Origin of the sequence: Streptosporangium sp. H16 (assembly GCF_051918855.1) — a bacterium.
In the GTDB taxonomy this organism is placed as follows: domain Bacteria; phylum Actinomycetota; class Actinomycetes; order Streptosporangiales; family Streptosporangiaceae; genus Streptosporangium.
Window position 1 is genome coordinate 583245 of sequence record NZ_JBPXMD010000002.1, and the last position, 20624, is coordinate 603868.

At 71.9% G+C, this 20624-nt stretch carries 17 protein-coding genes; 11 read left to right on the forward strand and 6 right to left on the reverse strand.

Annotated features, from left to right (window positions below; translation table 11 throughout):
• Window positions 1–48 precede the first annotated feature (48 nt).
• Entirely contained in the window at window positions 49–987 is a 939-nt protein-coding gene (locus ACTOQ2_RS05610; protein ID WP_440098646.1) for an aldo/keto reductase, read from the forward strand.
• A gap of 95 nt (window positions 988–1082) precedes the next feature.
• Here ACTOQ2_RS05610 and ACTOQ2_RS05615 read toward each other — a convergent pair whose 3' ends face one another.
• The gene (locus ACTOQ2_RS05615) at window positions 1083–1739 is read right to left on the reverse strand and encodes a TetR family transcriptional regulator (RefSeq protein ID WP_440098648.1); all 657 of its coding nucleotides are present in this window, start codon (window positions 1737–1739) and stop codon (window positions 1083–1085) included.
• A gap of 70 nt (window positions 1740–1809) precedes the next feature.
• Here ACTOQ2_RS05615 and ACTOQ2_RS05620 point away from each other — a divergent pair, with 70 nt between their 5' ends.
• The 3 genes from ACTOQ2_RS05620 (at window position 1810) to erm (ending at window position 5253) form a co-directional block, all read left to right on the forward strand.
• The gene (locus tag ACTOQ2_RS05620; RefSeq protein WP_440098649.1) at window positions 1810–3135 is read left to right on the forward strand and encodes a GH1 family beta-glucosidase; all 1326 of its coding nucleotides are present in this window, start codon (window positions 1810–1812) and stop codon (window positions 3133–3135) included.
• 197 nt (window positions 3136–3332) lie between these two features.
• Window positions 3333–4019, forward strand: coding sequence for a GAP family protein (locus tag ACTOQ2_RS05625; RefSeq protein ID WP_440098650.1), 687 nt, complete (start codon window positions 3333–3335; stop codon window positions 4017–4019).
• A 394-nt stretch (window positions 4020–4413) separates the two neighbouring features.
• Window positions 4414–5253 carry an ErmE/ErmH/ErmO/ErmR family 23S rRNA (adenine(2058)-N(6))-methyltransferase gene (gene erm / locus ACTOQ2_RS05630; RefSeq protein WP_440098651.1) on the forward strand — a complete coding sequence of 280 codons (840 nt, stop codon included), beginning with the start codon at window positions 4414–4416 and terminating at the stop codon, window positions 5251–5253.
• Window positions 5254–5454: 201 nt separating this feature from the next.
• Here erm and ACTOQ2_RS05635 read toward each other — a convergent pair whose 3' ends face one another.
• The gene (locus ACTOQ2_RS05635; RefSeq protein WP_440098652.1) at window positions 5455–6060 is read right to left on the reverse strand and encodes an NADPH-dependent FMN reductase; all 606 of its coding nucleotides are present in this window, start codon (window positions 6058–6060) and stop codon (window positions 5455–5457) included.
• A gap of 152 nt (window positions 6061–6212) precedes the next feature.
• On the opposite strand from ACTOQ2_RS05635, the gene ACTOQ2_RS05640 reads away from it, so the two are divergent.
• From ACTOQ2_RS05640 to ACTOQ2_RS05650, 3 genes are all read left to right on the forward strand, one after another.
• A complete protein-coding gene (locus ACTOQ2_RS05640) occupies window positions 6213–7067 on the forward strand; it encodes a helix-turn-helix domain-containing protein (RefSeq protein ID WP_440098653.1) in 855 nt (284 codons plus the stop codon).
• A 311-nt stretch (window positions 7068–7378) separates the two neighbouring features.
• The gene (locus ACTOQ2_RS05645; protein ID WP_440098654.1) at window positions 7379–8428 is read left to right on the forward strand and encodes a phosphotransferase; all 1050 of its coding nucleotides are present in this window, start codon (window positions 7379–7381) and stop codon (window positions 8426–8428) included.
• A gap of 68 nt (window positions 8429–8496) precedes the next feature.
• The gene (locus ACTOQ2_RS05650; RefSeq protein WP_440072324.1) at window positions 8497–9498 is read left to right on the forward strand and encodes a sigma-70 family RNA polymerase sigma factor; all 1002 of its coding nucleotides are present in this window, start codon (window positions 8497–8499) and stop codon (window positions 9496–9498) included.
• Between the two features lie 157 nt (window positions 9499–9655).
• On the opposite strand, the gene ACTOQ2_RS05655 is transcribed toward ACTOQ2_RS05650, so the two are convergent.
• A complete protein-coding gene (locus ACTOQ2_RS05655; protein WP_440098655.1) occupies window positions 9656–10495 on the reverse strand; it encodes a GNAT family N-acetyltransferase in 840 nt (279 codons plus the stop codon).
• Between the two features lie 200 nt (window positions 10496–10695).
• Window positions 10696–11649 (reverse strand): RNA polymerase sigma factor, encoded by a 954-nt coding sequence (locus ACTOQ2_RS05660; RefSeq protein WP_440098656.1) that lies wholly within the window; start codon window positions 11647–11649, stop codon window positions 10696–10698.
• Between the two features lie 270 nt (window positions 11650–11919).
• On the opposite strand from ACTOQ2_RS05660, the gene ACTOQ2_RS05665 reads away from it, so the two are divergent.
• Together ACTOQ2_RS05665 and ACTOQ2_RS05670 are read left to right on the forward strand one after the other, a co-directional pair.
• Window positions 11920–14136, forward strand: coding sequence for a GH92 family glycosyl hydrolase (locus ACTOQ2_RS05665; protein ID WP_440098682.1), 2217 nt, complete (start codon window positions 11920–11922; stop codon window positions 14134–14136).
• Window positions 14133–15407, forward strand: coding sequence for a glycosyltransferase (locus ACTOQ2_RS05670; RefSeq protein ID WP_440098657.1), 1275 nt, complete (start codon window positions 14133–14135; stop codon window positions 15405–15407). Before ACTOQ2_RS05665 ends, ACTOQ2_RS05670 begins: the two co-directional genes overlap by 4 nt.
• Window positions 15408–15594: 187 nt before the next feature.
• Here ACTOQ2_RS05670 and ACTOQ2_RS05675 read toward each other — a convergent pair whose 3' ends face one another.
• Together ACTOQ2_RS05675 and ACTOQ2_RS05680 are read right to left on the reverse strand one after the other, a co-directional pair.
• Window positions 15595–16335: a hypothetical protein gene (locus ACTOQ2_RS05675; protein WP_440098658.1), complete on the reverse strand. Its 741-nt coding sequence runs from the start codon at window positions 16333–16335 to the stop codon at window positions 15595–15597.
• A gap of 88 nt (window positions 16336–16423) precedes the next feature.
• Complete coding sequence (locus ACTOQ2_RS05680; protein ID WP_440098659.1) at window positions 16424–17044, reverse strand: DinB family protein; 621 nt, start codon at window positions 17042–17044, stop codon at window positions 16424–16426.
• A 90-nt stretch (window positions 17045–17134) separates the two neighbouring features.
• On the opposite strand from ACTOQ2_RS05680, the gene ACTOQ2_RS05685 reads away from it, so the two are divergent.
• Together ACTOQ2_RS05685 and ACTOQ2_RS05690 are read left to right on the forward strand one after the other, a co-directional pair.
• On the forward strand, window positions 17135–18766 hold the full coding sequence (locus ACTOQ2_RS05685) for a hypothetical protein (RefSeq protein ID WP_440098660.1): 1632 nt from the start codon (window positions 17135–17137) through the stop codon (window positions 18764–18766).
• Between the two features lie 269 nt (window positions 18767–19035).
• Window positions 19036–20508 (forward strand): hypothetical protein, encoded by a 1473-nt coding sequence (locus ACTOQ2_RS05690; RefSeq protein ID WP_440098661.1) that lies wholly within the window; start codon window positions 19036–19038, stop codon window positions 20506–20508.
• Window positions 20509–20624: the final 116 nt, after the last annotated feature.

The following is a 20624-nucleotide window of genomic DNA, read 5'->3' on the forward strand; positions in this document are numbered from 1 at the left end:
GGCGACCCACTTGCCCTGGAGTCCACTCCAGCATTCAGGGTGGCGTTCATGACACACATCCCCCTCGCCCTGGGCACCATCCCCTTCGGCACCGTCCTCGACGACCGGGCCGGCTTCGCGATCCTCGACCGGTTCGCCGACGCCGGAGGCGCCCTGCTGGACACCGCGAACAACTACCCGTTCTGGAACGAGGGCGCCACCGGCGACGAGAGCGAGCTGGCCATCGGCCGCTGGCTGGCCGCCCGGAACAACCGCGACCGGATGGTGCTGAGCACCAAGTGCGGCGCGCGCCCGACCGTCCCCGGTGACCGGACGCTGGACTCCGCCGAGGGCCTGTCGGCCACGGCGATCGCCGCCGCCGCCGAGGGCAGCCTGCGACGGCTGGGCACCGACCACGTCGACGTGTACTGGGCGCACATCGAGGACCGCTCCGTTCCCCTGGAGGAGACCCTGGGCGCCTTCGCCGAGCTGGCCCAGGCGGGCAAGGTCCGCGAGATCGGCGCGAGCAACGTCCCGGCCTGGCGCCTGGAGCGCGCCCGCGCCACCTCCCGGGCGAACGGCTGGCCGCTCTACGCCAACGTCCAGCTCCGCCACACCTACCTGCGGCCCCGGCCCGGGGTACGGCTACAGGAGGCGGGTCACGTCCTGGCGCAGGACGACATGCTCGACTACCTGCGCTCGGAGTCCGGCCTGACCCTGTGGGCGTACAACACGCTGATGTTCGGCGCCTACACGCGCGAGGACCGGCCGATCCAGGACATCTACGATCACCCGGGCACCGAGCGCGGGCTGGCCGTGCTGCGGGAGATCGCGGGCGAGCTGGGCGCGACCGTCAACCAGGTGGTGCTGGCCTGGCTGATCAGCGGTGACGTGACGACGGTCCCGATCGTCGGTGTGAGCTCCATGGCGCAGCTGGAGGAGGCGCTGGGCGCGCTGGACCTCAAGCTCGACGGCGAGCACCGCGCCCGCCTGGACGCCGCCCGCTGACGGCGTCCACCTGCCGCGTCCGCCGACGACGGCAGGTGCCCCCGGCCGGCCCCGCCGACGGTGAGCACCGGCGGCGGGGCCGGGGGCCGGCGCCGTCACTCCTGCGGCAGGTGCGCCGACAGGTAGCGGCGGACCAGGTGCTTGCACTCGGCGATCAGCTCGGGGTCGCCGTCGGGCAGAGAGCGGAAGGCGAGTTTGAGCACCGCGTCGGCGGCCTCGACCGCGACGAAGAGCACCCGGTCCAGCTCGGGGCCGAGCGGGGCGCCGAGCAGCTCGACGGTGATCGTGCGGAGCCGGTCGGCCACGATGGCGTTGTTCTCCAGGGCGGCGTCGAGCATGCGGCGGGTCCCCATGAGGATGGGACCGCCGGGCGAGGCGAGCACTCCCCCGAAGTCGACGACCGCGAACCCCGCGGTGGACCGTTTCATCGCGACGAACTCGTCGATCGCGAGATCGACCATCTCCGTCCACTCGGACAGCTGCACCTCGGAGAGCCTGGCCGTGACCCTGCCGAGGAACGCCTCCAGATTGCGTAGTGCCAGCGCGCGTACGAGCCCCTGCTTGTCGGGAAAGAACTGGTAGAAAGTGCCGATTGGAACCTCTGCGCGGCGCGCGACCTCCTTGGTGGTCAGTGCCTCGTAGCCGACCTCGTCCAGTAACCGCGCGCACTCGTCCAGCATGCGCTCCACCCGTTCCAGGCTGCGCCGCTGAGCGGGCCGGCGGCGAAGCGTTCCCCCGGAGACGTTCGTCATCTCCCCATCATCCCCTACGACAAGCCCGGGGGATTAACATGAGCCAGACTCACGCTAATTGGAGGCCGGGATGTTCCTCTGGGGTACGGCGACCGCGTCCTACCAGATCGAAGGCGCCGTCGCCGAAGACGGGCGGGGCATCTCGATCTGGGACACCTTCACCCGCGAGCCCGGCCGCGTCCGCGGCGGCGACACCGGCGACGTGGCCTGCGACCACTACCACCGCTGGCCGGAGGACGTCGCGCTGATGTCCGGCCTCGGGGTGAACTCCTACCGCTTCTCCATCGCCTGGCCGCGCGTCCAGCCCGAGGGGAAGGGCGCGATCAACCGGGCGGGCCTCGACTTCTACGACCGGCTGACCGACGCGCTCCGCGAGAAGGACATCGTCCCCGCCGCCACGCTCTTCCACTGGGACCTGCCCCAGCCCCTGGAGGACGAGGGCGGCTGGCTGAACCGCGACACCGCGTACCGTTTCGCCGAGTACGCCGCGGCCGTGGCCGACAGGCTCGCCGACCGGATCCCCCTGTGGATCACCCTGAACGAGCCCTTCATCCACATGGTCTTCGGCTACGCCCTGGGCACCCACGCCCCCGGCAGGACCCTGGTCCTGGACGCGCTCCCGGCCGCCCACCACCAGCTGCTCGGGCACGGCCTGGCCGTACGGGAGCTCAGGGCGCGCGGCGCGGAGAAGGTCCTGATCACCAACAACTGCACCCCGGTCCGGCCCGCCTCCTCCGACCCCGCCGACCTGGCCGCCGCCGACGCCTACGACGTCCTGCACAACCGCCTGTTCAACGACCCCGTGCTCCTCGGCGCCTACCCCGACCTGTCCGCGTACGGGGTGAGCCTCGACTGCGTCCGCGACGGCGACCTCGACCTGATCGGCACCCCCCTTGACGGCCTCGGCGTCAACTACTACAACCCCACCCGGATCGCCGCGCCCACCGGCGAGGGCCTCCCCTTCGAGGACGCGGGCGTCACCGGCTACCCCACCACCGCCTTCGGCTGGCCCGTCGTCCCCGACGGCCTGCGCGAGCTGCTCTCCGGCCTCAGGGCCCGGTACGGTGACGCCCTCCCGCCGGTCTACGTCACCGAGAACGGCTGCTCCCAGCCCGACGAGCCCGGCCCCGGCGGCACGGTCGACGACCAGGACAGGATCACCTTCCTCGACGGCCACATCGGGGCCGTCGAGCGGGCGCGGGCCGAGGGGGTGGACGTGCGCGGTTACTACGTCTGGTCCCTGCTGGACAACTTCGAGTGGGCCGAGGGCTTCAGCCAGCGCTTCGGGCTCGTGCACGTCGACTTCCCCACCGGGACGCGCACCCCGAAGGCCTCCTACCACTGGCTGCGCGACCGCATCTCGCGGGGCCTGCCCGGCGCGCCCTCCCGGCCGTAGTCCGAAAGATGTACCGCGGCCTCGGTGTCACGCAGGAGGTCACCCGGGTTCCGGCGTCGCATGATCGGAGGTGAGGAGAACCGGAACCCGACCGATCACCCCCCGTACCCGCTCCCATGGTCATGGCCGAAGGCGCCCGCGGATACGCGGGGCACGCGGGGCCGTCGCGCCCCCGGCGTCACCGACGGAGAGCGAAGTTGACCATCGAACTGGTACTGACCCTGGGAGCGCTGGCGCTCGTCGACAGCACGAGCTTCGGGACCCTCGGCGTTCCCGCCTACCTGCTGCTCGCCTCGGACCGGTCACCGGCCGGCCGCCTGCTGGTCTACCTCGCCACGGTCGCCACCTTCTACTTCGGCGTCGGCGTCGCGCTGATGCTCGGGCTGGCCGCGGCCCTCACCGCCTTCGAGGAGGCGCTGTACAGCCGCACCGCCTACTGGGTCCAGCTGGTGATCGGCGTGGGGTTGTTCCTGCTCAGCTTCCGTTTCGACTCCAAGCGGCGCAAGGAGAAGGAGAAGGAGGGGCCGAGCCGCTGGGAGCCCCGCCTCGGCGGGCCGGGGGCGATGATCCTCCTGGGGCTGACCGCCGCCCTGCTGGAGGTCGCGACGATGCTTCCCTATCTCGGCGCGATCGGTTTCATGACCGGCGCGAACCTGCCCGCCGCCCAATGGGTGCCGCTGCTCGCGGGCTACGTGCTCGTGATGATCCTGCCGCCGCTCGTGCTGCTCGGCGTCAAGACCGTCGCCGGGAACTGGCTCGACCCGAAGCTGGAACGGCTGCGCGCCTGGATGCGCAGGCACTCGGCCTCCGCGCTCGGCTGGACCCTGGGCATCGTCGGTTTCCTCGTCGCCCGCGACGCGGCGTCGCGCCTGTTCGGGGGCTGATCCCCGCGTCCTCCGGCCCGCCCCGGCCTCCCCGGCCTCCCCTGCATCCCCGGCCCCAGTCGGCCTCTCCCGCCCGGGCCGGCCTTCCCGGCCCCGGGCCGGCGCGACGGCCGGGGCCGGGCACGCTCTCTCCCCGAGCCGGTCCCACCGGCCACCCCGCCCGAGGGGAGCCGATGGAAAACCCGTTGCGAGGTAACGAGACGGGCCGTACCGTCTAGCGCTATGTGTATGTACTTCGCCTGCCACCTGGCCGGCTACGTGATCCGTCCCCGTGACAGCCGGGCTCTGGCCCGCTAGGGACGCGTCACCCCTCCTCCGTTGTCCACGCGTCCCCGATGCGCGCCCAGGGCCTCCGAGACCTTTCCTCACCTCGGACCCGAAAGGGCGAAAAGCTGTGGCGCACTCCTTCGCGCACGGAAACCATTCACACACCCAGAGAAAGGTCAGGAACGGCGGTGACCTCGGTGGCCGCGGTGACCGCGACCGGGCCAGACGCACCCTCTCGCAGAACTTCCTCGTCGATCCGGACGCCGTACGGCGGATGGCGGGGGCGGTCGGATCGCACGGCCTGCTCCTGGAGCCGGGCGCGGGAGAGGGCGCTCTCACCCTCGCCCTCGCGAGAGACTGCGCCAGGGTCGTGGCGTACGAGATCGACCCGCTGTACGCGGGCAGGCTCGCCGCCCGCACCCGCGACGACGACCGGATCGAGGTGGTCAGGGGTGACTTCCTGACCGCGCGGGTCCCGCGCGAGCCGTTCGCGGTCGCCGGGAACATCCCCTACTCGATCACTTCCAGGATCGTCGACTGGTGCCTGCGCGCGCCCGCGCTCACCTCGGCGACCCTGCTCACCCAGCTGGAGTACGCGCGCAAGCGTTCCGGCGACTTCGGCCGCTGGAGCAAGCTGACCGTGCTGACGTGGCCCGGCCATTCCTGGGAGCTGGCCGGGCGTGTCGGCCGCGAAAGCTTCCGGCCGGTGCCCGCCGTCGACTCGGCGATCCTGCGGATCGTGTCGCGCCCCGTCCCGCTGCTGGCCGGCGGCCGGGACGCGGCCTGGCGGGAGTTCGTCGAGCACGGTTTCACCGGGCTGGGCGGTTCGCTGCACGCCTCGCTGCGGATGCGGTACGCGGCCCGGCGGGTGGACGCCGCGTTCGCGCAGGCGCGGGTGGACCGTGACGCCGTGGTGGCGTTCGTCCACCCCGACCGGTGGCTGACGCTCTTCGAGCTGCTCCACTGAGGCACCCGCCCGGTCGAATACCCGGGACCGCCCGGGTCCGGCCCGCCCCATCGGCCGGACCCGGGCTCCCACCTTCACGACGAACGGGAACCCCCGGAAACGACATCTCCCGTCCACCGATCCTCGTCCGCCCACTCAGGGCTCATGGAGCCTCAGGCCCCCATGGCCGCCCGGCGGATCTTGGCCGCGCCGTTCCGGGGCCTACCCCGCGACGGCGCGCGGGCGGTCGCGGCGGGCGTCGTGCAGGACCGAGCCCCACCAGAGGAGCTGGTCGAGCAGTGCCTTCGCGGCGCGCTCGGGGCCCTCGGGGTCCTTGAGGGCCCCGTCGGGGCCGAACAGCTCGTAGTACCGGGGGAAGGTGACGTAGTCGCGGACCGTGTGGGCGTGCAACTCGCCGAAGACCTGGCGCAGCTGCTCCACCGCCAGGAGGCCGCCGCTCCCCCCGCTGTAGCCGACGAAGCCGATCGCCTTCGCCTCCCACTCGGTGTGGTGCCAGTCGATGGCGGCCTTCAGCGAGGCCGGGAAGCTCCGGTTGTACTCCGGCGTCACCACGACGATCGCGTCGGCCGCCCCGATCCGCCGGGTGAGGTCCGCCATCTCCGCCGGACGGGCCATGTCGGGTTGGAGCGCCGGCGGCAGGGGCGGCAGTTCGAGCGGCAGCGGCGTGTCCGCCAGGTCGATGAGATCCACCGTGAACCGGCCGTCGCGCTCGGCCCGCTCGGTGAACCAGTTCGCGACCACCGGGCCGAACCTGCCCTCCCTGACGCTGCCGATGATCACTGCGAGGTTGAGGGTCTCACTGGGCATGGTTGTACTCCCTGTCGGGGGTTCGAGGTCCGAGGTGACCGTGAAGGTCACGTTCCCCAACCTGCCGGGCGGGGCGGAGACCAGGAAGACCGGGCCGAGACTGGTAGTGGCAGGGCCACGACCCCGGCGGCCACGGCTGTTACGTTCGAAACGTGAGCGACAACGAGCTGGGCATGTTCCTGCGCATCCGCCGCGAAGCCGTCACCCCCGCCGAGGTGGGGCTGCCCACCGGCCCCCGCCGCCGCACACCGGGCCTGCGCAGGGCCGAGCTGGCCACCCTCGCCGGAGTCAGCGTCGAGTACCTGACCCGCCTCGAACAGGGACGCGACCGCCGCCCGTCCACACCCGTGCTGTCCGCGCTGGCGAGCGCGCTGCGGCTGACCACGAGCGAACGCGTCCACCTGCACCGGCTCTCCAAGTCGGCCGACGGCGGCTTCACCTGCATGGGCGCCACGATGCCGGCCCGCGAGGTCCGTCCCACCGTGCGGGCACTGCTCGACCGGCTGGAGCCCGCCCCCGCCCTGCTGCTCAACCGGCTGAGCGAGATCCTCGCCTGGACGGCGGGCTACGAACGGCTGGCGGGACCGATCGGCCTGCTGGACGGCAACCCGCCGAACCTCGCCCGCTTCGTGTTCACCGACGGCCGGGCGCGGACCGCCTACCCCGACTGGGACCATGTCGCCGACGAGCAGGTCGCCGCCCTCAAGCAGGGGCCGTTCCGGGCGGACTGGCACATCGCCACGCTGGCCGACGAGCTGGCCGTCACCGCCGGGGCGGCTTTCGCCGGGCGGGTGGACACCCTGCCCGGCCTCCCGAAGTCCAGCGGCGTCACGCGGCTGGTCCATCCCGACGCGGGTGAGCTGCGCCTGGCGTACGAAACCCTCGAGCTGCCCGCCGACGACGACCAGCGCCTCATCGTCCATCTCCCCGCCGACAGCGCCACCTCCGCCGCGCTCGACCGCCTCACCGGCCGCCACCCGGGCGCCCTGCGCGCGGTCTCCGGCTGACACGGGGCGCGCCACCCGCCGGCCACGGCCCCGCGAGCCTTTCGGGCCACGGCGCCCGGGGCAGGGGCCACATCAGCGAGGCGTGCCTGACGTGTGTGAAGGTCACGATGAACCAGCAGACCCGCATCAGGCGGATCCGGGTGCTCGGCCGCGACTCCACCCCCCTCTACGTGCGAAGGTTCAACATCTGGCAGTTCTTCGACTAGCGCGTGTCCCCTCCCGGCCCGGCGTGCCCGGCCAGGGGCGATGATTTTTCGGACCTCCGCGGGTTGTACGCGGTGACGGAACCCGTCGACCCACAGGAGGCAGGCATGGCACGCGCGGAGAGCCGGCAGACGGACCCCGGGCACGGAACCGCGCTCTGGTCGTCGGCGGCCTGGCGGCAGGGCGCGGTGTCATGGCTGGACGAGCGGCTCGCCGCGGCGGGGACGGAGCGGACCGGCAAGGTCACCCAGCCGCACCTGCGGCCGTGGGGGACGGTGCTCAGGGCGCCCACCACCCGCGGCCCGGTGTGGCTGAAGGCCCCCGGGCCGGACACCGCGTTCGAGGTGGCGCTCTACCGGCTCCTGCTGCGGGTCGCGCCGGAGCGGATCCCGCCCCCGATCGCCGTCGACGTCGAGCGCGGCTGGCTCCTGCTGCCCGACGGCGGGACGCCGCTCGGGGAGCGTGTGGACGGCGCCGCCCTGGCCGACGCCCTGGTGACGGTCCTCCCGGAGTACGGCAGGCTCCAGCGCGACCTCATGCCGCACGTCGAGGACCTGCTTCCGCTCGGCGTCACCGACATGCGCGCCGCCGTCATGCCGCGGCGCTTCGACGAGGCGGCGCACGCCGTCGGAGAGTACGTGGAGCGGTACGGCGACACGTCCGACAGGGAGGCCCACCGGCGCGTGACCGCCATGCGCGCCACCTTCGTCTCGTGGAGTGAGCGGCTCGCCGCCGCGTCCGTACCGCCGAGCCTGGACCACAACGACCTGCATCCCTGGAACATCCTGGTGACCGGGACGGCCCCGGCCCGCCGGGTGCGGTTCTACGACTGGGGCGACAGCGTCGTGGCCCACCCGTTCGCCAGCATGCTGGTCGCCCTGGGATTCCTCCGCCTCCGGCTGGGGCTCGCCCCCGACGACCCGGCGATCCTGCGCGCCAGGGACGCCTACCTCGACGTGTTCCGCGACCTCGCCCCGCACGCGGAACTCGTCGAGGAGCTGGAGCTGGCCTGCCAGGTGGGCAAGATCGCCCGTACCCTGGTGTGGGAGCGGTCGATCCGCGCCCAGGGCCATGCCCGGGCGGGCGAGTTCGCGAAGGCACCGCTGAACTCCTTCGCGTCCCTGGCGGCGGACTCGTGGATCGCGCTGGGAGCCTGAAGGTGCCCGATCCCGCCCGCCGGGGCTCGCCGGTGGGGTTCCGCGGGATGCCGGTAGGGTTCCGCGAGATGAGCGAGACCGGGTGGGGATCCAAGGCCGGCGCGGCCGGAGCGGCCGGAGCGCGGCTGCTGGACGCCGCGAGGAAGGGCGACCCCGACGCCTTCGGGCGCCTGGTCGATCCGTTCCGCGGCGAGCTGCACGCGCACTGTTACCGGATGCTCGGATCGGTGCACGATGCCGAGGACGCCCTGCAGGAGACGCTGGTGCGCGCCTGGCGGAGCCTGGAGAGGTTCGAGGACCGCGGCTCGATCCGGTCGTGGCTGTACAAGATCGCGACCAACAGGTGCCTGACGCTGATCGAAAGCCGGGGTCGCCGGGAGCTGCCCACCGATTTCAGGCCGGGTGCCGCGCCGCTCGCCGAGACCTCGTGGATCGAGCCGTACCCCGACGAGAGGCCGGGCCCCGAGGCCCGCTACGTGGCGCGTGAGGGGATGGAACTGGCCTTCGTCGCCGCGCTCCAGCACCTGTCGGCTCGCCAGCGAGCCGTCCTGGTCCTGCGCGAGGTCCTCGGATTCCCGGCGCGCGAGGTCGCGGACCTGCTGGAGACCACGGTCGCGTCGGTCAACAGCGCGCTGCAGCGCGCCCGCAGTGCCCTCGGTGCCCGGCTTCCCGGCACCGGCCGGCGCTCCCCGGACGAGGAGGGGCTCCGGAAGCTGGCGGACCGGTACGCGGCCGCGTGGGAGGCCGGAGACGTCGAGGCCATCGTGGCGATGCTGACCGACGATGCCAGGTACGCGATGCCGCCGCTGCCGGAATGGTACGAGGGGCACGAGGAGATCAGGGCCTTCCTCGTCGAGGGGCCGCTGACCTGCCGGTGGCGCTTCCTGCCGGCGTACGCGAACGGGCAGCTCGCGTTCGGCACCTACGCGTGGGACGAGGACGGGAAGGTCTACGTCGCGGCCGGGCTCGACCTGCTCGCGCCGCGGGGCACGAGGATCGCCGAGGTCGTCTCGTTCCTGACGCCGGAGATCTTCCCCGCGTTCGGCCTCCCCGCCGAGATCGCGGGCTGATCCGGCCCCGGCCCGTCTCGGCGCGGGCCCTCGCCGCCTCCGGCTGGGCCCGCGCCGAGACGGGGCGGCGATCGACACCACCTGCGGCGCGGTCCCGGGCCGGCGGCCGGGTCACGATCCGTACCACCTGCGGCGCAGTCCCGGGCCGGCGGCCGGGTCACGATCCGCCGGCCGGACCGGTGTCCGGCCGCCAGATCCAGTTCCGCCGGTTGTACAGCGTCCGCAGCCCGGCCGCGAGCATGTTGTTCAGCGACGGATTTGCCGAGCCCTCCGCCGGCAACCCGGCCTCGGCGACGAGCCGGCGGCAGCCCGCGTTCGCGGCCTCCTTGGCGCGGGCCGCCAGCAGGGCCGACTGCGCGCCGCGGTTGCGGTGGCCGGGCAGCGTCGAGGCGGCGTTCAGGGAGCCGGTCTCCCCGTGGACGAAGAGATTGGCTCCGGCGACCATCTCGTCGCCGTCCCAGACCGCGAACGGCCGAAAGGCCGGATGCTCGACGCTCGCCGCCAGCATCTCGGCGAGTCCCTCCTCGGGCATGCCGAACCCCCGCAGGACGACCGAAGCCCACTCCGCGGCGGTGTCGGGGCCGACCGGCCCGACGCGCATCTCGGTCCGGCCCGGCAGGAAGGCGTCGATCGGGCACGCCAGCTTCACCCAGGACGAGCCCGGAATGATGCCGTGGCCGGCGCGGATGTCGTCCCAGTCCGGCGGCAGCACGTCCGGAGCGATCTGGATGACCGCCCCCTTGCTGTCCTCCGCGCGGTAGAAGTCCACCACGCGGTCGACGAGGTCGCGAGTGATCGGCTCCTCGAAGCCGAACCCGAGCGCCTTGCTCCAGTAGCCCGTCACGTCGTGTCGCATCGACAGGGCGACACCACCGCCGATCCGCGTGGTGGTGATCCCGAGCAGGGACGCGGCGGACGGCGGTGCGAACGATTCGTACTGGTACATGAACTCCGCCTCGACGCCTTCGGCGAGAGCGGTCAACCGATCCTGCGACATGCTGTTTCCCCTCGGATGCATCGGATGCATCGGATGCATCCGATCCCTCGATATCCCCCATGGCCGCGTCTCGCGTCCCGGGGCCTCACGCCTGCAAGATGCATCGGCCACCCCGGAAGTTCGATCCGTCGGCGAGATCAGCTGAAATCAGGTGAGGCCGAGGAAAACGGCCGCGCGCCGCCGTGCCCCGCCCTGGCGGATCAGCGCGACGCGCCCGGGACGCCGGCGTCGCGCGGGAGATGGAACAGCCGGAACCGCCGTACCCGGCCCTCCTCCAGGAACTGCACCCACACGGCCGCCGGCGGGCAGTGGAAGGGGTCGTCGGGCGGATTTATCAGGTCGGTCTCCCAGATGACCACCTCACGGCCGGCCACGACGTTGGCCAGGCGATGGCGCACGCCGTGGTCAAGATCGCGGTTCATCGCCCGTACGAGGTAGTCGAAGCCCTTCGTACGCCGGCCCCGGGGCCAGGTGATCTCCACCTCCGGGGACCAGTGCGCCGCCACGGCCTCGGCGAACGAGCCGCGGCCCGCGGCCCGCAGCGTCTCCTCGGCGTCCCGGCGGCGCGCCTCGGTCAGCACCGCCACGTCGTCGTGCGCCAGGCTCGCGGTCGCCAGCAGGGCCTCGGACAGTTTGGCGCGCGCCTGGTTGAGCCGGCTGCGCACCGTGCCGACCGGCACCGCGCACAGTTCCGCGATGTGCTCGTAGGCCGTCACGTCGGTGAAGTAGCGCAGCATCGTCACCAGCCGCAGGTTCGGGGACAGCCCCTCTATCGCGCTCCAGACCCAGTCCCGCGTGGCGTACCGGTCCAGGAGCTCCCCGGGATCGGGCTCGCCACGCGGCAACACCAGCGACTCGAGATCGTCGACCGGCACCGCCTTCCTGCTCCGAAGGTGCATCCGGCAGACATTGCGGACGATCGCCCGTAGCCAGGGCGCCACCGCACGCGGATCCCGGACATCCCCGATTCGGCGCAACGCGACCAGGACGGCCTCCTGGACAGCGTCCTCGGCCTCGGGGACACGGCCCAGGACGCCCAGCGCCACCGCGCGCATGTCCGCCTGGTACCGGGCCAGCAGCAGCCCGAGAGAGCCGACGTCACCGGCCTGCGCCTCGCGGACCAGATCAACCTCTGCCGGCGTCCCGTCTCCCATACCCGCGAGGCTACCCACGGCCTCCTCACCAGCGGTAAAGGGCGCCGTCTGCGCGTCCGGCGCGGGGGCCACACCGCGAACCCGTCCTCGTTCCCGCGAAGCGGGCGCCGGAACACCCTCCTCGTACGACGGCGGCGAGAGATCGAAGCCGGTATGGATCATCCCGTCGGGGCTTTTCGCACCTCAGGACACAGGATTTCACCTCGCCGAAACCTAAGAGGACATCACGCTGGGTAGATTTCCGCCATCCTCGACAACGTTGACCCCTTCATCGGCGTAGCGGCCACCGACCTGCCTCGGGCACACGGTCTGGCCGCCACTTGGTGGCGTCCGAAACCCCAGGTGGGCAACACCCACCCGGGAGCCACGTCGCCGCTGGGCATGGTGTCGGCCTGCGCCTACTCCGGCGCGTACCCGACCGGCTACGGAAGGTACACGAAGAACACCGAGGGCGTACCCGAGGAGATGTTCGGGCGGCTGCAGGCGTCCGGGTTCAGCCATTTCCAGCAGTCCGGCACCGGTGCGATCCGCAAGTACTACAACTACGTCCGGGTCACCCCGATGGTGCAGCCGCTGGACGCGCTGGGGGAGGCCTGGCCGCTGCGCGACGAGGTGGCGGAGGCGGGCTACTACGCGGCCACCCTGGACACCGGGGTCCGCTGCGAGCTCACCGTGGGCACCAAGGTCGCCGTTCACCGATACACGTTTCCCGAGCACGGCAGCGCCCGCGTGGTGATCGACCTGTCCTGCGGCGGCCTGGCCATCGAGCACGGCCGCACCGTGCCGTTGCGGGCGCAGGTGGAGAGCATGGGCCACGGCCGGGCCCAGGGCACGGTGGTGATGGAGGGCGTCCCGCTGTCGGTGTACCTGGACGTCGACAGCCCGGGCTGGCGGCAGATGCTCTGGTACGACCGCCGGCTCATCGACGGCGGTACCCGCCTGGACTTCGACAGCATCCGGCACACCACGCTGCGCCCTTTCGGCATGCTCTTCATGGGCCCGACCGAGGCGGGGCAGACGATCGAGGTGCGGCTCGGGTTCTCGCTGCGCGGATGCGACCAGGCGCGGCAGAACCTGGAGAGCGAGTGCGGGCACGCGCGGCCGGCGTTCGACGCGGTACGCTCCCGGACCCGGGTGCGCTGGGGCGACCACCTCGGCCGCGTCCAGGTCGAGGGTGGCACGCCGGCCCGGCGCACCGTGTTCGCGACGGCGCTCTACCACTCGCTGATCAAGCCGTGCTTCGCCGACGACGAGAGCCCGTTCTGGCCGACCCCCGGACCGTTCGCGTTCGACGTGTGCACCATGTGGGACATCTACAAGACGCAGTTGCCGCTGCTCGCGGCCATCGTCCCCGACCGGGCCGCGGACCTGCTGGAGTCGCTGATCCGGGTCTGCGAGGAGGAGGGCAACTTCCCCGTCGGCTACCGGATGGCCCGCGGCGCCGACCGGTTCTACCGCCAGGCCAGCGCGCTCGCGCACACCGCACTGGCGGACGCCCACGCTCTCGGCCGGGCGGGCCTGGACTGGAACTGGGCGCTCGTGCACATGGTCGACGACCTTCGCCGCCTGTACGGCGAGGACTTCTTCGAGCACGGGGTGGTGCACCCGATCACCCACACCCTCGACCTCGCCTACGGCTACCACTGCACGGCACAGGTCGCCCGGGCGATGAACGACCGGCGCCTGGCCGACGACCTCGAGGACCGGGGCCGCCAGTGGTCCAACGCCTTCGACCCGGGCACGGGACTGCTGCGCGACTCGGAGTTCTACGAGGGCGGCAAGTGGAACTACTCGTTCCGGCTGCTGCACGACATGGCCGCGCGGATCGCCCTGGCCGGCGGCGACCGGGCCTTCGTCGGCATGCTGGACAGGTTCTTCGGCTTCGGTGCCGCACCGGTGACGCAGCCCGGCCTGCGCCCCCAGGCCGCGGAGATGGCGGCCGGATACGCCCTGAACCGGTTCGAGGGGTTGAACAACGAGCCCGACATGGAAGCGCCCTGGGCCTACCACTACGCGGGGCGGCCCGACCGTACGGCCCGGGTGGTCCACGCGGCGCTGACCTGGCAGTTCGGCACCGGGCCCGGCGGGCTGCCCGGCAACGACGACTCCGGCGGCCTGAGCTCCTGGTACGTCTGGGCCTCGCTGGGGCTGTTCCCGATCGCCGGTCAGAACCTGTTCCTGGTCAACGCGCCCGCGTTCGCCAGGTCCGTGCTCCGGACCGGTGGCGGCGAGTTCGTCGTCGAGACCAGCGGGCACCGCGAGACGCCGATCGGTGTCGACGGCGTCGATCGCGACCTGCCGGCGCAGTACGTCCAGTCGGCGACCCTCGACGGCAAGCCTCTGCACGCGACGCACCTGAGCGCCGCCACCGTACACCGGGGCGGCGTGCTGCACCTGCGGCTGGGTCCGGAGCCGTCGGGGTGGGGGCGGGAGGCCCGCCCGCCGTCCCTTTCCGATCCTCCCGCCGAACCGAAGGAAGCACGATGACCAACCCTCGCCGCCGTCTCGTCATCGTTGTCAGAGCAGACCCGGTCATCTGCGGCCACTCCGGCGAGGCCCGCAACCTCGCCGAGGTGGCGCTGACCCGTGGTTTCGACGACGTACGGCTGTTGACCTGGACGATTCCGACGCTGCGGGCGGCCGGGCTGCCCCTCAAGCCGCTCGACCGGCTGCTGCCGTACAGCGCCGGGATCACCGTGGAGCGTCCGGAGGCGGTCGGGGACTACCGGGTGCCGGACGGGCGCCACCAGGCAGGCCTCACCGGCCGCCTCGTGGAGCTGCTCGCCGAACCGGTGCCCACGACCTGCCTGTCCATGTACACCGTCCCGCACGCCTCGGTGGTCGTGGACGCGGTCGCGGCCGCGCGCGCGGCCGGGTTCGCACCCGACGTGCACACCGTCGCGAAGGCGGTCGGCTCCGACGTGACCAACGTGATCCGGTCGTGCCTGCGGGAAGGCCGGTTCGGCGCGGCGACCGTGCTGTTCACCACGTTCCTGGCCAACGACGAGGTCGTCGCGGTCTCCGAGTACACCCGGGAGGAGATCGTCTCCTCGGCCGAGCAGGTGGACGCCCACTGCGGCACCACGTTCGCCGAGCAGTGCCGGCGCCGCGTGACCGTCAGCTACCCGCCGATCGACTCCGCCGCCTTTCTCGACCTGGACCCGGCGCACGTGGACGCCGCCCTCGCGGAACGCGGGCTGGAGCGTGACGGGTACATCCTGTTCCTGTCCCGGATCACCCCGGCCAAGGGCATCGACGACCTGCTGACCGCCTTCGGCCGGATGCGCTGCCGGTCACGCGTGAAACTGGTCGTCGCCGGCACCGGGCCCGCGCTGGAGGAGGTGCGGGCGATGGCCAAGGAGGACGACCGGGTGGTGATCCTCACCGATGTCGACGACCACGAGAAGCCGATGCTCATGCGCGGCTGCGCGGCCTACGTGCTGCCGACCAGGCCCGAGCCCGACTTCGTGGAGACGTTCGGCATCGCCCTGGCCGAGAAGATGCTCGCCGGCGGTGGACCGATCGTCACCACCATGACGGGCGGGACCCTGGAGGCGGTCGGCGACACCGCCGTCATCGTCGAGCCCAGGGACATCGGCGGCCTGGCCGCGGCCGTGGACCGGGTGGTCCTGGACATGCCCGACGCCGAGCGGCGGGACCTGGAACTCCGCGCCCGCACCCGCGCGATGGCCTTCGACCGGACCGCGGTGTTCGACGACCTGTTCCCCCAGGAGGTGCTCGCCGCCGGGGCCCGCTGACCTCGGCACGGCCCCGGCGGCCCGTGGTCCCCCGGCCGCGCCTCGGGCGTCTCGCCGGTGCGGTCCCTGCCGGAGGGCGGTTCCTGCCGGGCGGGGGTGACGGGCGGACCGGGGCCCGCCCGTCACGGACGACGTGACGATGTGGCCGTGTGGCCGTGTGGCCGTGAGCCCCCGTCATCGGCCCTCACTACTCGTCAGGCAGCAGGTACCGCCAGGAGAGCACGAAGAGCGATCCCGAACCGGTCTTGAAGAGTGACCGGTCGTGCTCCGGCCCGGCGGGCACCGCCTTGGTGATCGCGCCCACCGTCGCCCCCTCGACGTCCTTGCGCCAGACCGGGTCCACCGTGCCCGAAGGCTCCGGGACCCCCGCGGGCCACGGCGCCGGCGTGCCCTCCGCCGACGCGGCCCCCTCGGCGACCATCCGTACGCGGGTGGCGACGTAGTCGGTGCCTGAGGCGGCGGCCCGGGTCGCCAGGCCGTCCATCAGCTTCTTCGCGTCCAGGAGCTCCTTCGGGTAGAAGGCCGACAGCTGCTCCAGGGCCGGGGCCCGCACCTCCAGCATCTTGCCGTCCTTCCCCCGTACCCCCAGAACGGTGGCGGGCAGGTCCGTCACCATCGGCGCGTCCGGCCTGGGCGTCGCGGTCGGCGACTGCCCGGTCAGGTACCTCTCCATCGACGCGACCGTCTCGCCCACCTCGGCCTCGGTGATCTTCACCTGCCTGCGCGCGTCAACGATCACCAGCCCGTCGCCGTACAGCACCACCCTCGGCGGACGCAGCACGTTCGTGGTCGCGGTCACGAACCCGCCTTCGGCCCCCCACAGGGCGACCGGCTTCGCCGGCCCGTCATCGGCCGGGGTCGCCGACATATCCGCTTCCGCTCCTCCACAGGCCGCGGCCAGCGACAACAGTGCGACAAGCAGGGTCATTCGTAGTCTCATGCCCCATAAACGCACTTTTCCCCCAGGTGGTTCAGCCGGCTCGCCCCCGCCTTCCCAAGACGTTCGATCCGAGGTGTCAGCCCATGCTTCTGGCGCCGTCAAGGGATTCGCGGATGATGTCGGCGTGGCCGGCGTGCTGGGCGGTTTCGGCGATGATGTGCATCAGCACCCTGCGGGCCGACCACCACGCGCCGGGCTCGAACCACGGGGCCTCCGGCAGCGGCTGGGCGGCGTCCAGCCCGGGCAGGGTGACGACCAGCTCGTCGGTCCGGCGAGCCACCTCGGCGTAGTCGGCCAGCACACCGGCCAGTGTCTCGCCGGGCAGCAGCCGGAACTCGTCGGCCCTGCGGGCCCAGTCGGCCTCGGTCATGGCGGCGAAGTCGCCCATCGCCGACGGGCCTTCAAGGATGAAGTCCACCCAGCTCCGCTCGACCGCCGTGACGTGCTTGATCAGCCCGCCCAGGCACAGCTCGCTGGCGGTGGTCCGCAGCCCGGCCTGCTCGTCGGTGAGGTCACGGGTGGTGAAGCGCAGGAAGTGCCGGTGCTTGGCCAGCATCGCCAGCAGGTCGGCGCGCTCACCGGTGACAGCGGGCACGCCGGCGGCGGGCGCGCCGGTATCGGCGGGCGTCTCGGTGGCGACGGGCGCGTCGGTGATGTCGCGGGTGGTCAGCTCGTCAACGCTCGTGGTCTCGCTCACGGTCTTCGCCTTCCGTTGTTCCGTCGGTCAGGACCCACGTTAGGCCGGATAGAGGTCACTTTCTGACCTGAATTGCGAAAGAATCAGAACATGGCGAACATCGGCCCCCGGATGCTGCGGCTGCTCTCCCCGGATGTGCGGAGTGTCGCGCAGGCGGAGCTACGGGCCGCGGGACTCGACGTGATCGGACCACCGGCCGTGACCGCGCCGGCCGACGGGCTCAGCGAGCGGTTACGGTCCGCCGCCACGGTGCTCGACGGTGATGTCGTCCTCTCCACGATGAGGCGACCGGACTGGACGGTGCTGGCCGCCGAGCATCGGCGGGAGCCCTTTGGCCGCGTGCAGCGCCGTGCCCTGATCGCGCGGCCCGACTGCCCCGACGCGCTGGCCGGCGCCCTGCTCACACCATGGGATTCCCTCGTCGCCGGTCGGCTCGTGGCCCGGCGGCAACCCGTTCCGCGGTGGACGTGGCAGGCCGCCCTGACCCGCATCGGTGAGACGCGCCCCTCGTTCCTGCGTCATGTGCTCTCGGATGGGACGGTGGAGGAAATGATCCTCACCACGCCGCGTCTGGACCTGCTGGTCCGGGCCGTCGACGGCTATGACCACAATCATCACCAGGCGGCACGGACCTTCTGGGAGTGCGTGGGAGGGCTGCTGCGACATCGGCTCGGCACCGACCGGTCCACCTGGCCGGCAGCCGCCGCGGCGTTGCCGTCCCACCCGGGGACGTTCTCGAACCTGCTCCGCCGGGTCGGGAGGACGCCGGGCCCGCTGCCGTCGGAGCAGGCAGATCTGCGAATCCTGGCTCATGCGCCCGACGCGGTGCTGGCCGATGTGATCGCAGACCTCCCCGACCCGCTGCTGGCCCACATGGAAAGACGCGACCTCCACCCGCGGCGAACCCGGGGGCACCTCACCTCCATGGTCCTGGACCGGTTCGTCTCGGCCGGAATACCCCCTCGCACGCTCTTCGCCCGCTGGGCCTACAACACGCAGGCGTGCACGCCTGCGACACGGGCGTGGGCACACGGGCTGAATCCCCTGCTGGACCGGGCCAACGAGCGTTCAGCCGCATACGACGTGACGCTGCGCCGGCTGCTCGCGGCCGGCTCATCGCCTCCGGTGGCGGCATCGGACCTGGTCGGCGCGCTTCGGGCATGCGCCGACCCGATCGAGAGCGAAGCGTTGCTGACATCCGTACTCGATGAGAACGGTTCGCCCCCCTGGCGCGAACTCGTCGACGCTCACCACGATTCGGCGTTGCCGCCGCATCTCCTGTGCGCCCTGGCCGCCCGTGAGGGCTTCCCCGAGACACTCGCCCAGGCGCTACCCGCCGACCTGCTCCCCATACTCGCCGGCCAGAGCCCGGCGGCCGCGCGCACCGCCGTGACCGCACTGCACCACATCCACAACTCCTGGGGACTCCTCCAACGAATCCGCGCCGCGCGAGTCCTCACCGACGAAGAACTGCTGGCGAGGAGCCGCCCCGCCAGGCAAATCCTCCAGTACGCCTCCACGCTGCCCACCTCCGCGCCCTCGTCCGAGGGCAAGCACGGCGACGAATTCCTCGATCACTGCGCTCAGCTGTTCGACACGGCCGCGCGGTCGGCGCCGGCGGGGTTCTGGCCGGCACTGCTGGAACTGCTACCGGCGTTCGAGGGCACGCTCCCGGAACTGCTCGACGCCGCTGCCGCACACCCCCGCCCCTCCCGCGCGTAACGGTCGGGCGACGACGTCGGCAGCTGACGTACCGTCCGGACGTTCGGACACGCCGGTCCGTGATCAACCCCCCGAGCAGCACGTAGAACGTGGACGTTCCCCAGCTCGCGTACTCATCTCCCCGATTCTCATCCCACCCTCGCCGGAAGTACCCACCTCATCAGCTCCTTTCTTCACGGCCTCACCTCCACGAGGAGCCTGGCGGCGGAAGCGAGCAGCCCGACCGATGAAATGTGATCTTGTCATAGGCGGTTGCTACCTTCCCGGCCATGATGAAGGTCGGAGACGTCGCGGCCATGCCCCTTCCGCTGGGCGGCTACGGTGCGTGCCAGGTGGGCGGGATCAGCGCCGACGGCTGGGTGACGGTGTGCATGCTCGACCGGTACTCCGAGGTGATGCCCACGCTGGACGACCTCACCTCGGCCGGCCCTCTCGTCCTCGCCCACCACAACTGGCGGAAGTGGCCGGGAAGACCAGACGCCCTCAGGGTCGACCGCTCCGTTCCCCCGCCACCAGATCTCCGCTGGCTCGGGCGGATGCCGGTCCTGCCCGGCGTTCCCCAGGAGACCAATGCCTACGGCGTCTGGGAGAACCTATCGTTGTCCATCGTCTGTCAGCGGCGATGGGACCTGCAGATGCCCGCGGACGCCAAGGCCGCCTACGACAGCCCCACCCCCGACCCGGTCGTGGTCGATCTCGGCGACGGACCGCAGACCCTGTACGCCACGATGTGGAACCTCGACCTTCCGGCCCACCTCTCCCAGGTTCGCTGGTCGGCCCTGGACCCGCTGCCCTGCCTGACCGCCCTGGGATTCTCCGGCCCCGATCGCGGCCTCGTCGAGGCTCTCACCAACCGCCCTCTCATCGACCAGCTCACCTGGGGCGACCCACCGAGCACCGTCGATCTGAGCACGACGCGCCTCACCACGCTGACGATTTCCGGCACCGGGCTACGACACCTGCGCCTGCCACCCGGGCTGATGGCCCTGCACCTGACAGGTGAACCGCCCGAGGTCGTCGAGGCGGCCGAGGACGGCCGGTGGATCCGGCTGACCGTGACCTCGTCGGTCGGCACCGTCCCGAGCGGCCTGCATGGAATTCGCGATCTCGACCTTCAGACGGCGGGTGACCTGTCACTGGCCGCGCTGGAAGCCCTCACCGGCCTGGAGTCGCTGCACCTGCGGTGGAACCGGCCGTACGGCCGGCTGCTGGACGCCTCCGACCTGAGTGGCTTCCCGCGGCTGCACACCCTGCGGCTCACCGACGCCTACGGCATCGACGCACCCTTCCTGCCATCCGCCGCCGCGTCCCTGCGTCGTCTGGGCATCGACGGGATCCGGCGCAGCCAGGTCAAACTTCTCAAAGCCCGCTACAAGGGCACGCCCGTGCACGTGGCCGTCCAGGGCGCCAAGTCCGACGCCTGGCTGGCGGCCAATGTCGACAACCCGCTGCGTGACTGGGTCGATGACGACGAACGAGCGGGCGCCGCCGCGTGCAGGGCCTACGCGTCCGCCTTCCGCGCCATCGACCATCTGCCCGCCGACGATCCGGCCACGGCGACTGCGGCCCGGCCGATCCTGCGGACCCTCGTCGAGAAACTCAACAGGATCGAAGAACGCCACGAGATCATCGACACGCTTCGGCGGGAAGAGGCCGGGGACGCCTTCTTCGACCTGGCGCGACGCGCCGGCATCCCGGATCCCGAGGCTGCCGACCTGTTCGACGAGTGGCGCGACTTCTAGCTCGCACCTTTTGTTCCGCAAGAAGGGCAGACGCCTCGTCAACGACATCTCGCCCTGCTCAGACGGTGGATCCGGGTCGGTGGAGAATGATCGTGTAAGGCGGTGTCGCCGTATCG

Coding starts and splice junctions, on each gene's coding strand:
- ACTOQ2_RS05660 (WP_440098656.1), bottom strand. CDS start 11,649: ATGGGAGACGGGACGCCGGCAGAGGTTGATCTGGTCCGCGAGGCGCAG.
- ACTOQ2_RS05620 (WP_440098649.1), top strand. CDS start 1,810: ATGTTCCTCTGGGGTACGGCGACCGCGTCCTACCAGATCGAAGGCGCC.
- ACTOQ2_RS05675 (WP_440098658.1), bottom strand. CDS start 16,335: ATGACCCTGCTTGTCGCACTGTTGTCGCTGGCCGCGGCCTGTGGAGGA.
- ACTOQ2_RS05655 (WP_440098655.1), bottom strand. CDS start 10,495: ATGTCGCAGGATCGGTTGACCGCTCTCGCCGAAGGCGTCGAGGCGGAG.
- ACTOQ2_RS05615 (WP_440098648.1), bottom strand. CDS start 1,739: ATGACGAACGTCTCCGGGGGAACGCTTCGCCGCCGGCCCGCTCAGCGG.
- ACTOQ2_RS05650 (WP_440072324.1), top strand. CDS start 8,497: ATGAGCGAGACCGGGTGGGGATCCAAGGCCGGCGCGGCCGGAGCGGCC.
- ACTOQ2_RS05685 (WP_440098660.1), top strand. CDS start 17,135: ATGGCGAACATCGGCCCCCGGATGCTGCGGCTGCTCTCCCCGGATGTG.
- ACTOQ2_RS05635 (WP_440098652.1), bottom strand. CDS start 6,060: ATGCCCAGTGAGACCCTCAACCTCGCAGTGATCATCGGCAGCGTCAGG.
- ACTOQ2_RS05610 (WP_440098646.1), top strand. CDS start 49: ATGACACACATCCCCCTCGCCCTGGGCACCATCCCCTTCGGCACCGTC.
- ACTOQ2_RS05690 (WP_440098661.1), top strand. CDS start 19,036: ATGATGAAGGTCGGAGACGTCGCGGCCATGCCCCTTCCGCTGGGCGGC.
- ACTOQ2_RS05645 (WP_440098654.1), top strand. CDS start 7,379: ATGGCACGCGCGGAGAGCCGGCAGACGGACCCCGGGCACGGAACCGCG.
- ACTOQ2_RS05670 (WP_440098657.1), top strand. CDS start 14,133: ATGACCAACCCTCGCCGCCGTCTCGTCATCGTTGTCAGAGCAGACCCG.